The sequence below is a fragment of the Geobacillus lituanicus genome (genome assembly GCF_050994965.1).
GTDB lineage: Bacteria > Bacillota > Bacilli > Bacillales > Anoxybacillaceae > Geobacillus > Geobacillus stearothermophilus.
Window position 1 is genome coordinate 48,143 of the sequence record NZ_CP194773.1, and the last position, 14,022, is coordinate 62,164.

Annotated in this window: 6 protein-coding genes; 2 read left to right on the forward strand and 4 right to left on the reverse strand. The window is 43.4% G+C overall.

Translation table 11 applies throughout. The features are described from left to right. Window positions 1–29: 29 nt before the first annotated feature. Together ACR1UW_RS00230 and ACR1UW_RS00235 are read right to left on the reverse strand one after the other, a co-directional pair. Complete coding sequence (locus tag ACR1UW_RS00230) at window positions 30–1,988, reverse strand: phosphodiester glycosidase family protein (RefSeq protein WP_498934201.1); 1,959 nt, start codon at window positions 1,986–1,988, stop codon at window positions 30–32. 160 nt (window positions 1,989–2,148) lie between these two features. Beyond that, window positions 2,149–3,381 carry a CAP domain-containing protein gene (locus tag ACR1UW_RS00235; protein WP_498934203.1) on the reverse strand — a complete coding sequence of 411 codons (1,233 nt, stop codon included), beginning with the start codon at window positions 3,379–3,381 and terminating at the stop codon, window positions 2,149–2,151. A 287-nt stretch (window positions 3,382–3,668) separates the two neighbouring features. Here ACR1UW_RS00235 and ACR1UW_RS00240 point away from each other — a divergent pair, with 287 nt between their 5' ends. Beyond that, window positions 3,669–4,802, forward strand: a complete 1,134-nt coding sequence (locus ACR1UW_RS00240) for an IS4 family transposase (RefSeq protein ID WP_064214037.1) — start codon at window positions 3,669–3,671, stop codon at window positions 4,800–4,802. 451 nt (window positions 4,803–5,253) lie between these two features. Here the strand turns inward: ACR1UW_RS00240 and ACR1UW_RS00245 are convergent, their stop codons facing one another. Then, window positions 5,254–8,856: a chitobiase/beta-hexosaminidase C-terminal domain-containing protein gene (locus ACR1UW_RS00245; RefSeq protein ID WP_498934205.1), complete on the reverse strand. Its 3,603-nt coding sequence runs from the start codon at window positions 8,854–8,856 to the stop codon at window positions 5,254–5,256. 74 nt (window positions 8,857–8,930) lie between these two features. Beyond that, a complete protein-coding gene (locus tag ACR1UW_RS00250; RefSeq protein ID WP_498934207.1) occupies window positions 8,931–12,365 on the reverse strand; it encodes a 5'-nucleotidase C-terminal domain-containing protein in 3,435 nt (1,144 codons plus the stop codon). Between the two features lie 404 nt (window positions 12,366–12,769). On the opposite strand from ACR1UW_RS00250, the gene ACR1UW_RS00255 reads away from it, so the two are divergent. Next, window positions 12,770–13,814 (forward strand): IS630-like element ISBs2 family transposase gene (locus ACR1UW_RS00255; protein WP_015374552.1). Its coding sequence is split into 2 segments (ribosomal slippage): window positions 12,770–13,273 and window positions 13,275–13,814, totalling 1,044 coding nucleotides; the frame shifts between segments, so codons are not numbered across the junction. Window positions 13,815–14,022: the final 208 nt, after the last annotated feature.

Consider the following 14,022-nt stretch of genomic DNA (forward strand, 5'->3'; position numbering starts at 1 on the left):
CTTCTAGGCAAGCAGGGGAGGCGAGCGCATCAGCGGAAGATGGCGCGAAGGTCGTCGATGTAAATCGCTCCGGCGTTTTTCCGCCCGATATCCGTTTCCATATAACGCACCGGCATCTCCAGCATGAGCGGAAGCGCGACATCGCTAGGCACAGCGGCCTGCACATATTTCCAACCGATCCAATCGACATGGCGGGCAAAATCGATCCAGATGCGGCGCCCGCTTCCATCCCGCAGCTGGGCGCGCAGCCAATGGCCGCTTCCGTCTCCATACACCCACATGCCAATCGCTTGCGGCCGTTTCGAAATCCAAATCGCTTCCTCCCGACTAGCATAGACGCCGGATGTCCCTGGCATCCCGCGGAAATCGTATGAAATTTTCAGCGCCTGCTTTCCTTCTCTCACCTTTTCTGTCGTCCGTTCGACCGCCGCCCCCACATAGTTGACGCCCGATGCATTCCACTTCGACTCCGTTTCAAAGTCATCAAGCACTTCTTCGCTTTCCCCGTTCTCTTGCGTCTCTTTGTACACAACAAGAAGCGCATTCGCCACTGGCCGTGCGAATCCATCAGACGGTTTGTTTTCGACTTTGAGCTGCCCGTTTGGCTGGCGGACGACAAATGTCGAAGAACCGCCGCCATCGAGCGTCATCGCATCGACGGCGCCAAGCTCATGCATCAGTTTGGCCAGCTCATTCAACGTCATGCCTTGGCTATAGGCAGGCTGGCGGCCATCGACAACGACGAGCATGACATTTCCGTTCTTGTCAATGCCGACGGCTGTACGCGGATGGACCCCTTTAATCGAAAACGACTGCACTTTTTCATCCGCCACCAACCGGTATCGGCCGCCAAGCGCTTCTTTCACCCCATTCCATTCGGGCTGGTCATACTGAAGGGAAATTTCCACCTCATCCCCTTCTTTCGCCTGCCGCAAATAGTCGCTCGCCCGGCCATGGCCCGATAGCACGAGCTCTCCAGGTTGAAGCGGTTCATTGCCTTGACCGACTACCACTTTCTTCACCGTTGCAGTGACCGTTCCATTCCCGTTCAACACCCCTTGTACATTCGTCAGCACGACTTCCGTCCCAAGAGCGTTCGTTTTCGTGGAGGCAGCGAAATACGGGGTGTACAAAATCAACTGATGAGCGCGCCGCGGCTTGTTGATGCCATCGACGGGATATGAGCCTCCTTCTCCAATTCGAACGCCAATTTGAACATCTGGGTTTCCAATCATCGGCTTTCCATCAGTGCTGATGCCAAAAATCGTCCGTTCCGCCGTTGGCGTTGTATTCGTCATCACGATCTCTCCCCGGTGCACCATCAAATCGGTCGGCGAACCATCCTCTTTGAAATAATCGCCGTTCACCGCCGCCAGCACGGTTCCGTCGCGGCCATCGTACCGTTTTGCCTGCTCAAGCACCGGTTCAATGCCAAGCACTTGATCATTGGACAGCGCCGTCTCAATGGCCAGCCTCTCATTCGACGTATCGATGTCAAGCTTGTACACATGCTGCTTGCCGCGCGCGCCGACGATTTCCATTTCCTCTTTTTCCACCCCGGAGGCGATGCGCGTCGACACCTCCTTTACCACCGTGCCGACCGCCAGCTGCCTTGCCCCATACTTCCCCGGATTGACAAGCTTCAGCTTCTCCCTCGACGGCGTTTTATACACAACATGCCCTTTGATATTGGTGACGTAATATCCACCGCCAACCCCGTATTGGCCGCCAAACGCCTCGTCATACGAATACACCCGGTACTGTTCTCCAGGCTGCAACACGCGGACAAACGTCAGCGCCCCGTTTTCCCGTTTCCATAGGTTAATCGGTTTCACGATCTCCAATTTTCCAATCTGCCCCTGCACGAGGCGCATGCCTTCCCAGTAGACGACATTCGCTCCGGCATCCGCTTCTGCCGCCTGCAGCGCCGTCCATGCGGCCAACACCGCCCCGACCCCAATGCGGATGATGTTCCTCGCTTTTCCCACTGGTCCTATTTTCCTCTCTTTCTATCATTTTGTTGACACTGATTCTATTATACGACAAACTTCTACAAAAAGGGGAACCCTTTTCCATTTATTTAGTCAAAAAAAAAGAACGTCCCAGCAAGGTTGGGACGCTCTTGAGAAGCGAAAGGATCATCCGCGGTCACGGAGCATAAAACTCTTGAGAGTAGTAGGGTTGATGGAATGAATTGAACGCCACCCCAACGCCGAGGCGGGTAAAGTCCGGGTATAAAAGATTTTGCCGATGCCCGAGCGAGTGCATCCACGCTTCATGGACAAAAATCGCATCGTATTGTCCGTAGGCGATGTTCTCGCCCGCCACGCGATAAGCGATGCCATGGCGCTTCAGACGGTCAAACGGCGACAATCCTTGCAAGTTCGTATGAGAGAAGTAGTGATGGACCGCCATATCTTCGCTATGTTCACGGGCGGCCGCCGCCGCCTTCGCATCCCACGCGAGCGCCGGAAGCCCGTGCAAGCGGCGCGCCGCGTTTGCTAAATCAAAAATTTGATATTCATACGCTGTGCGCAGCTCCTCCGTCGTCGTTCCGTAAAACCCGGGCTTTTCATCCTCGAGCGCCCGATTGACGACAAGCACGCCATCCACCCGGTTGTTGTTGTACCGGTCATAAAAGAAGGTGACGTAGCGGCCGTTGACAAGATAGGTCCCGTATTCGTCATTTTGAATGTCGTAGACGGCATCCTTTTTTTGGATGAAGGCGAGCGGCCGGCCGTAGCGCGCTTCCACCACCGTTTTCGCCGTTCCGATGCCCGTTCCTTTTTTCGTTTGAACAATCGGGTGATTCGTGTACATCGCCGCCACCCGATCACGGTCATAGCTCACCATCAAAAAGTTTTTGTAACCGCCTTGATCATACGCCTCCCAATATAGGCCGTAGGCGTTTTTCGTCTTCCGCTTCGCCGTGCCGTACATCGCTTCGACCTTGGCGCGCGAGTCGCCGATCGCCACCCCGTTCATCGTGACATCCGCCATGCTTGTTTTCGCCTGCTGCACGCATAAAGCAGCGGCCAACTTCTCTCTTGACGGCGTTTCATAGCGGACGCGGGCATCGTTCTTGATCCGATATCCTCGGCCGACACCAAAATAGCCGCCGCCTAGCGCGTACACGCGATACACCGCACCGCTTGGCAGCGTCTTCACTGCTTTGTTCGACAACCATAGCTCTGTCGGCGCCACCACCGTCACCCGGCCGATTTGCCCGGGCTTCAGTTCAGCACCGTCCCACCACACTTTTTCCGTGCCGACACGTTCTCCGCATCCCCCCGCCTTGACCATGGATGAACTCGGCATCCAAAGCCATCCGGCCGCAGCCAACAGCATTCCGATTGCCACGGCCTGCACCCATTTTCTCACTTCCGTCCGCTCCTTCCTTTCTCTTTTTCTTTCATCATAGATGTCTTTCCGTCAAAAGAAAAGAGAAAAAAGAATGATTTCGAAGAAAAAGAGGGGGCTTTGGTGGCGCAAAGGTCAACATTTCGTCAAACAAGCTTCTCACCGGACTTGGCTAAGGGGCAAAATATAGGTTAAAATGGATCCAGGCGTGTTGATTAACCAATAATATCCATAAAAAACATAGAAAAAAGAGCACCTTTCCTGTAGAATGTAAGTAACAACACAAACAAACCTAGGAGGTGCTCTCTATGCACAAGCATACCACACTCCCAAATTTGATGCAAAAAATTGTTTCTGATGAAGATCTCCAGTCGATTACCGAAGCCGTTGGCTACCATGACACTTCGCGGACGTTTACGGTGCGCACGTTGGTTGATTTTTTTCTGCTGGCGGCACTTCACGAATGGAAAAGTTTCCGTCATGGTGCCGATGTGGCGAAAATGTACGGATTGCCGACGTTTCATTACTCGACGGTTTCTAAGAAAGCGAAAGAAGTTCCGTACGAGGTGATGAAGCGCTTATTTGCTTTGGTTGTTTCTAAGTGCAATCGCCAAACCCGCCGTTCGCTTCGCTTTCCAAAAGCATTGCGTATAGTAGACTCCACGACCGTCACCGTGGGGAAAAACCGCCTGACATGGGCACCCTATCATGGGGAACGATCCGGAGTGAAAATGCACGTCGCGTATTCCCCTGAGCAACAAATGCCGAGCGACATCGTAGAAACCGTAGGGTTGCGCCACGATGGACCGGTGGGAGAGCGGCTCACAGACGTACAAACGGTTCTTGTCGAAGATCGAGCGTACTTTAAAATTGAACGCCTCGATCGGTTTGTCGAACAGAAGCAACCGTTTGTGATTCGGATGAAAGACAATGTCGAGATCCATCAAAAAAAGAGCCTAAAGCGCCTTTCTTCCTCCTCTTCTTCTATTGTGGCGGATTTTACTTGCCAGTTAGGAACGAAACAATGTCGTTCCAAAAAGCGCCATCGCGTCGTGATCTTTCAGGATGCGAACGGGCATGAAATCCGTGTGGTCACGAACGTCTTAGAGGCATCGGCGGAAAAGATTGCCGAGATGTATCAAGAACGTTGGACAGTGGAAGTGTTTTTCCGATGGATCAAGCAATATCTAAACGTTCCGACCTTATTTGGCAACAACGAGCATGCGGTATACAACCAACTTTTTGCGGCATTTATCGCTTATGTGTTACTGAGATGGCTATATCATCGAACGGAAAAACGGACAACCTCGTCCCTTACCTTTCTTTCGTTTGTCCGTCGTTTTTTCTCTGGGCAACTTCCTCTCGAATGGAAATCCGAGATGGCAGCTGTCTTATTTGAGTATGCCCGAATATATGGGAGGAGTATGCCTAATTTTGGATAATCAACAGCCGTGAAATGGATCATATTATTCTTCCATTTTCGTGAGAGAGGAGCATACTTTAGGCTCTTCACCAAAAGTTGTACTTGATTTTTTCTGAACATACCCTATTTACGCTTGTGAGGGAAAATCAACAAATCAGTGATTTTTGCACATCTTTGTGCAGGAAACCGTATTGCTTGTCAAATACATGTTGTGGTGAAGAGCCAAAAAACCAACAATAATGAAATAATTTTCCTCATATAGGTTCTTCCTGAATTTTTTACCAATGAATTGTACCATGGGAGTGCTTTATTGTAAATAATTATTTTCATTTTCTGACAATAAATAACTCAAACTTTGCAAACTGAAATCGTTGGCTCCTTGGTAGGAATTAGGGCTTAATACTATTTATCTAGCTTCTATTTTATATTAACTGTCTCAAAAGTTATTTGAAACGGATTTTATGTTTCTACTAAAGTACAAAAAGAAAAGACCTGCAGAGATTTATCTCCGCAGAGCCTTTCGACAAACTTGGGAGCGTGACAGGCGATATTACTTCTCCCTTTGAATCCTTAAATATGATATTAGAGGTATCAACTCCGTTCGTTACCGTCCATAATTGAACATTTTCTGCGCCTTTAATCTCTTTTACATTGGCATTGTCGATTAATACTTCTTTTACTTCTGCACCGCTTAAGTCAATGACAGCATCTTTTGAAGTTGGGCTGATCACAATTTTTGTATTTTTTAAACCTTCCCCTTTAACAGTAGCTGAGTTCTTTAGCCAGATTCCCTCTCTAATTACTGAAGTGCCGTCCATGTTGATCAGAGAGTTGGCAGCTTGAATCGTTAGTTTTTTGGTTGAGAATCCAACAAGATTATATACCTTGTCATATTTCGGCTGTGTAGCACCTAATTGTATCTGAATTAGTACCGGATCATGGTCGCTTGCACGTCCGTGCACTTCCATAAAAGATGAGTTGATATGGACAATATCGACTATTGTTGATTGTGCCAAGTTATTAGATACTAAAATGTGATCAAGTACTTGGGAGTTCCCTTGATGCGTATACGAATAGCGCTCTTCTGCCGGAACTTTCTCGATCATATTTGTTAATTCGTTTCCTTTTAGTGTTTTTAAAGGATTTGAAAATTCGAAATCATTAAAGTCCCCTAATACCACAATATTTGCATTCGGATCTTTTGATTGAACATCTTTTACAAAATTGTTAACGATTCTTGCCATTTCAAGGCGTTTAGCCTCGCTTTTGAATTCTGGAGGCTGAACTTTCCCGAATAAAGGAAAGTCTCCGCTTTTAGAGTTGAAATGGTTTGCTATTACGATCACACTTTTTCCATTAAATTTAAACTGTGCTGCCAGCGGCTTACGGCTGGAATCAAACGCCGGGTTTGTTGGGTCAATGCGGCCTGGGTTTAATGTCAGTTTTCCATTTTCAAAACCAACTGCTTGTGTGGCAGTACCTTTTGTTCCTTCTACAAGAGATACCCGGTCTTGGTTATAAAGAAAGCCAACGCGAATATTTCCACCAGGAGCACCGCCGTCCCTATTATTTTCCGGAGCGATATCCGTATAAGCGTATTCTGGACCTCCAAGTTCTTTAATTTTGTTGATTAATCTCGCAAAACTTTGATCAGCATTGGTATTTCCGCTGTCTGTTTCCCCGTCATTATCCTGCATTTCTACTAAACCGATAATATCCGGCTGCTTCAAATTTTGGACAATTGCCTGTGCTAGCTTTGTTACCTTTGCGTCATCTGTTTTTGCTGAGAAATTCTCTACATTGTAAGAAGCAATTGTCAGTTTCTCTGGGTCTGGAGTAATCGTTGTTGTTTCACGAACGGTTGTTCCTTCAATAAGCTTTGGTAAATCACTTTTATTGCTTAACACTTTATAGTTGCTGAAACTATAACTTACAACCCCCTTGATTGAGCCATTAAAATAATCTCCCGTTTTTGCCACATAGTTTTCATCATTAATATCAATCATGATTCTTTCAGGGTTGTAGTCTGTTTCTGAAATTTTTAATCCACCAGCTATTGTATTCGTTGGAATTGATTCAGGGACAACGATGATCTCACCATATTTTTGCGGTGCAACAACCTTTGGATTATCTACCTGCACAAGCATTCCTTCTAAACTTTCAAAGAAGTCGATTCCATCTTCTTCCGGATCAAATTTAGTGAAACTGTCATTATCAATAACTTCAGTCGGAAGGGCTCGGTCTTTTCCAATCACAACTGGTGCAGGAAGCGGTTGTCCTCTTGAAATCACTTTTATTGATCCAGATGACGCATTTATTTCTGTAACAGTCAAATCTATTTGTGCTTTTTCAGAGTATCCTTCCAGTAACCATTCTTTTACCTGTCCTGTTACTTGAACAACGTCACCAACATTTACGCCATGAAGTTTTTTATAAACTAATATTCCTTCTGATGTCTTATCATCATTATCTGGCTGTAAATCTTGCATATAAAAGTTATTATCATCAACTACATAAGTTACGATACCTTCAACATCTGTTACATTTGATCCATTTAATGGTGAAATATGCCCAGCGCCCTGAATATCACGGATACGAATTTCTCCAGCTTGAACGATGTAATTAAAGGTAGCTACTTCACTGTTCGTTAAACCATCTTTAACACCAAAAGCCTTGATCGTAGTATTTTTAGTTATAGTAATTGGTTCACGATAGACGAGGCTGTTTGTCGTAGGTTCGCTGTTGTCTGTTGTGTAGTAGATTGTCGCGCCTTCTGTGGCTGTTGATAATGTTATCTTATCTCCTCTCTTCACTAGTCCCGAACCAGGAGTCGCTGTAATAGGTTGCACTTTACTTAAATCAGTAATAATATCAGCTGCATCACGAGGAATTAACTGGTATGTCCCATCAAATGCACCTAAGACGCCGGTAATAGATTCATAGGTTTTATTAACAGAAAGTAAGTTTACATCTTCCGGACGAATTACAAACGTATTTCCGTTGCCATCTTTGGCAATATAATTGCCGTTGGATAAAGATTCAACGGTTACATTGTGAACAGCTACAAGCATACCTTCTTTATCTTCGTTAAGTTGGTCTGCTGTTAACACTTGCGGCTGTGGAACAGTCTCGGATCCGATTACTTGTACATCACTTGCTTGAACATTGATTTCCAATAACGTTCTGTATTCTGCCAAAGTTCCTTTTACACGAACTTTATCTCCGCGTTGAACATTCAGTCCTGAACCGTATAGGACGATTCCAGCCGTTTCATCCTGGATATAGACGGTATTTTTTAATACAGCCGTCACGATTCCTGTAGTCCTCACCTGTGTGCCGACTGCTTGTTTTCTTACATCCGCAATCGATTGCTCTTGCAAAACTTTATAGACAAAAGTCTGAACTTCACTTTTTTCAAGCCCATTTGCTACAGCGATTGCTTTAATCGTTACATCTCCGTCAATGGTTATTGAACCTGTATACTCTGTACTTGTTTCGGTTGGATCTGTTCCGTCCGTTGTATAATAGATTTTTGCACCTGGTGTTGCTGTTGATAGCGTTACTACTGTTCCCTTTTCAACCGCTCCGGCTGCAGGGGAAGCGGTGACTGATTCAACTTTTGCTGGGTTAGTATCTTCAACAAATGCATAAGATGTTGGAGACTTAAGACCAGGGACATTAAAATAAGCTTCTAGGCTTCCAGTAATTTGAACTTTTTTCCCTAAATTCGCTGCATTAGTCTTTAAGTTAAGGGCTGTTCTAATCGGTCCGCTTGGCAACTGTACCGGGATTATTTTTGATTTGTCTGTTTCATTTGGATTATCTGCTAGTGCAAGGTTCGTATCGACAGTAAATGGCCCTGTATGTGAATACGTAATGCTTGCGCCATTTCCTGATTTTACAACTCCAACTATATAACCTTCTACTGTTGCGTTTCCAGAATTATTGGCAATTGCTTCAGCAACTGTCATAACTTCAGCTGCTTTTGATACATTAACCGGGACGAACAGACTTATGGCCATAACCCAAATGAGCACTATGTTGAAAGTTTTCTTCCAACTTTTTATCTTCATTTTATCCTCCCTAGGTTTATATTTTTTCCATACATAGCCCCTGGCAATTTTGCCAAGGGCCTTGTTTAATTTTTTTAGTCAAGGAAATATGTTTCTCCTTCTACCGTAACATGGTTTAAAACGATCGCTGTGTTTCCTCTTAAATAAAGGTCACCTTTTACAATTGCATACTCTAATTTGTCAACTCCCGTTACATCAACAGAAACGTTGCCGTTGTAAACTTTAGGAGATTGTGCCGTTCCGCTGAAATCAGCTGCGTTTATAGAGGTTATAGCAGTCGCTACATCAATGATACGTCCTTCCACCGATGGATTTACCGTTTGATTTGGTTGAGCAGCTACGTAATCTCTGAACATTTCCCAGTCTACAAATCCCGGCTCGCTTACACGTCCTTCTTCAAATGCTTTCTTAAACATTGTGTAACCGTCTCCGCCTTTAGCAATGAACGTATTAGTTGCAACAAAATATGTCTTATTATCCTCTAGAGGAACATAGTTTGTTCCGTCTTCTTTTACCTCAATGGTTTTTACTCTATTTCCAGCTGGTTCTCTGCTGTCATAAGTAAACCTTAAACCTGAAACATGAAGAAATGCACCGTTTGAAGCAGGAGCTAGACTGACACTGTGCTCGAGAGCTGCCTTAATTTCTGACCCTTTTAACTCCATAATAGCGAGAGCATTTCCAAATGGCATAACCGTTTGAACTTCCGCTAAAGTAATTTCACCTGCATCAATCGAAGCACGGATTCCCCCACCATTTTGTAAAGCTATTATAGTATTAGGATTTATTGTTTTAGCTTTTGCAAGCATACCATCTGTAATTAAGTTTCCTAAATTCGTTTCTTTAGTACGTACATTGTTACGCACCCCATCTAATACGACAGCTGAATTTCCAATAACAGTCTTTTTCTTTTCTTCAATTTGATCATTGTACGGTTTTAGTTTTGCAGCAGCTTCCGGATCATCTTGTAGCACATAAACCTCTTTATCTCCTACTTTTACTTTTTGATCAATGTCGATCAGCTTGCCGGCATAGCCAACCACTTTCCCATTCTCATCAAACTCGACATCTAGCGTACCAAGGTACTTGCTATATTCATTCGCTTGAACAATAACAGTCGGCTCTTCTCCTGTTTTATCAACAACAGGTTCAACAAGCTTATCGTGAGAATGTCCGCCAACAATAACATCTATTCCTTCAACTTCCTTTGCCAACGTAAGGTCATTATCTCCACCGCCGTCGTTAAATCCTATATGGGTTAATGCGATAATTTTATTGACTCCTTGGGCTTCGAATGCTTCAACTGCTTTTTCCGCCTCTTCAATGTAGTCTTCAAAGACTACGTCTTCACCTGGACTTGAAATATTTTTCGTTTCAGCTGTTGTTAGGCCGAAGATACCGATCTTTTCTCCATTTACTTCTTTGATAATTCCATTATAAATTTTTCCATTTTCTGGATTTGAAGATATTTCATTACGGAAACTTACTTTTAGATTTTCATCTTTGGAGAAATCGACATTGGCGCTGACAAATGGGAACTTCGCCCCCTTCACAAAGTTAGCTAAAATTGCAGTTCCTTTGTCAAACTCATGATTTCCAAATGTCATGGCGTCATAGCCCGCAAGATTCATAAACTCTAAATCTGCTAATCCATTAAATTCATTAAAATACAATGTTCCAGAGAACACGTCTCCTGCATCTAATAACAATGAATTAGGGTTTGTTTGTCTTACCTGTTTAATTGCAGTGATGCGTCTTGCAATATTGTCTAAATGAGCATGTGTATCATTTGTGTGCATTACTGTTAATTTAAATGGGTTTCTCGTTCCACCTGATCCTGTATTACCTGTTGAACCAGTTTGTCCACCGGGATTGTTCTTTACTGTAACACCGATAGCCGTTTGCACCGTACCGTTATTTATTACTTCAATAGAACCCGTGACGGATGAATCTTTCTTAATCTCTTTAATTACAGAATCTTTAGCTACTTCAATTTTTGCATTAGCATTTTTAACAGTGACCGTAGCTTCTTTTAAGTCCCCTTTTAATTCGATTTTTTGTCCTGATTTTTCGGCAGCTAAGTTCACGGCTTGTACTTTCGCGCCCTGTTCCGCTTCCAATTTCGCTTCTGTCTTCACTTCGATTTCTTTCACTACAGCGTCTTTCGCTACCTTGACTTGTGAACCTTCTCCCGTTACCTCTACCTTCGTATTAGAGAAGTCGCCTCTCAATTCCACCCCTTTACTCGATTCGCTTCCTTTCGTGCCAACAGAAACGACTTCGTACGCGCCTTTTTCTTTAGAATCAAGAATAATCGTTCCTGTCGCTCCCGCCTTTTCTGTAAGAGATAATGTCTTAATCTTTGTTCCTTCTTCCGCTACGATATTAGCACCGTTCGCATCGTTGATTTTCAATTCTTCCGCTGTAACGTTTTTCTGACGCAAACTGTGATCAGCCACATCATCAACAATAATGACACCGCCTTGGTTGTTTACCTTGTTCACTTTCACATTTTCAAGGTAAACCGTTCCAGCGCCTGTTTCATTCCCTTTAATAATAATATTTCCATTGACCTCTGCATTTGCCAGTTTAATATATTGATCTTTTCCCGCAATGACGATAACGGATTGGTCGTATTTTTTCACTTCCGCTACCGTTCCGCCAAAAGTGGTTGGCTTGTCCGCTATAGTAGAATCTGCATTAAAAATTGCAAATCGCTTTTCCAAATCTGCCTTAACCGGATTTACGTAAGCCATCACGCTTTTTAATAGCTTGCTATTTTCTTTCAACACTCCAAGTTTTAAACCTTCGCTCACAAATTTTTCAATACGGTTTTTATGGTAAATCGCTTGATCAATCTTATTTTCTTTTAGCGCCGCGTTCAAACGGTCTGTCTCTATTTTAATGGAAACTGGATATAACGCCGCATCTTTCACTTGTTGTGCAGGTTTGAGATATGTTTGAACCAATGCTGTACGAGTAGAAGCACCATATACTTTATAAAAAGCAGGGGACTTTGTACGAATTTCTTTTGTTAAATCATGATACGCTTTTTCTGTGGAGTCATTTACGATATGGTTAGAAATGAATTTCTTTAATATATTCGCTTTCGCTTCAATTTTTTTACCTGCTGAAACGGCATCAATATAGAAGGTAGCGCGATCAACGTATACTTGAACATTTTGCGTGAGACGAGCCTCCAAAATTTCTTTCTCTTTTCCTTTTAGCTTCTTTACTTCTTCCCGAGCAGCTTTCAACGCAGATTTTGTCTCATTAAACAGCTTCATATCTGGATAATCTAACACATTTTTAGGATAAACCTTTTTCCGGTAATCGTAAGAAACTTGCCATTTTAATGCGCCAGCAAGTTTTTCCGCTTTGACAACCAACTTCTCAGCATTGGTTGTTATTGCGGCTTGAGACGGATTGGAAACCACCACTGCACTAGCGGCGAACGCAGACATAGCAGCAATAGATATTGCTAACTTTTTAGTTTTTTTCTTTCTCATTCTTCTTTCTCCTTTACTAAAAATATTGATTCCGAAAATAAGTATAATTATGGTAAATAAAATCTGTATATCAAAGTATCATATTTTTCATATTAGTACAAGATATGTAACGTAAATAAATTATTAATTTTTTATTAATTACTCATATTTCGCAACCTTTGCATAATATACAAAAAATAACCAAAATATTCGCATAAAAATAAATTTTTATACAAATATTGTAAAATAACTAATTTTTATTCACTCAAATCAGGCTTATTTTGAATTTTTATTCAGGGTGCGAAATGTGAGTTAATTATATATTATTTGAATATTATACTTTTAAATAAAAAAGAATAGATAAAGGTTTTCTCCCGTTCCACGGCGAATAAATAAAAGAGAAAATAGGGGAACGGAGAGAAAATATGATGCCAAATCACAAAGACGAGATCGAAAAGTTGTCCACTGCCATGAAAGAAGCAAAAAGTAAACGAGCATATGAACGCTACCAAGCGATTTATCTTCATTTGCAGGGATATACCAAAGGAGAAATCGCAACGATTATTGGTCGATCCAAGAAAACTATTTATAACTATATTCATGCCTACGCCCAGCGCGGTCTTGATGGACTGGAGATGAAATACTCACCTGGCGCCCCACGTCGATTGACCCCTGAGCAGGAAAAAGAGCTGGCTTTGATCATTGAACATCAGCTCCCCGTAGATGTGGGATTCGAAGCAAAATATAATTGGACGCTTGCGATAATCGCTGAACTCATTCAACAAAAGTGGGGGCCAACATACACGCTTCGCGGAACAAGTGACATTCTGCATCGGTTAGGGCTAAGCTATACGAAACCGACCTATACACTAGCCAATGCCGATGAAGAGAAACAAAAAGAATTCGTCGAAATCACCTTCCCTGAAGTAAAAAAAACTGGTAGATGGGAACATCGCCCATGTCCTCTTTCAAGATGAGTCGATGATTCGTGATTACCAAGCGATTCAAAAAACATGGTTTGTCAAAGGAAAACAACGAATCATTCCGACGTTTGGAAAACATCAAGGGCTGAAGCTGATTGGCACGTTGAACTACGAAACAGGGGAAGTGTTTTGCATCGAAGAAGAACGCTATGACGCGGAAACATTTCTTCGATTTCTTCAACTTGTGTTAGAACGCTATCCCACAGGCAAAATAGTGATGATTTTAGATAACGCTCGAATTCACCATGCCAAACTCATTCAGCCATTTTTAAAAGAACACGAAGATCGGTTAGAGCTCGTCTTTTTGCCACCATACAGTCCGCAATTGAACTTGATTGAAGGGCTATGGAAATGGCTAAAATCAGACGTGATTTACAACGTGTTCTATTCGAGTGTGCAAGAAATTAGAAAGAATGTCCAAGCCTTTATTCAGCGAATCAACCAGAAACCAGAACAAACGATCGATCGTTTGTGTGTTCAGTTGTAAATCTTTAATTCAACTTATATAGACGGCGGCCAAGCCTGGGTCTATTCGACTTCTCTTTTCGGATATCATACGCTGCTCGTCTATGGATTTGAGAACGGAAAGCTTGCCTTCTACGGCTACTCGTTCGATGCCGGCCAGGAGTATACAAACGATCAGCTCACAGCGATTTATAACAATCTGAAACAACAGCTCATCACGCTATTTGGAA

Excerpts from the sequence above, each read along its gene's own strand:
- ACR1UW_RS00245 (WP_498934205.1), bottom strand. The coding sequence starts at position 8,856 with ATGAAGATAAAAAGTTGGAAGAAAACTTTCAACATAGTGCTCATTTGG.
- ACR1UW_RS00240 (WP_064214037.1), top strand. The coding sequence starts at position 3,669 with ATGCACAAGCATACCACACTCCCAAATTTGATGCAAAAAATTGTTTCT.
- ACR1UW_RS00250 (WP_498934207.1), bottom strand. The coding sequence starts at position 12,365 with ATGAGAAAGAAAAAAACTAAAAAGTTAGCAATATCTATTGCTGCTATG.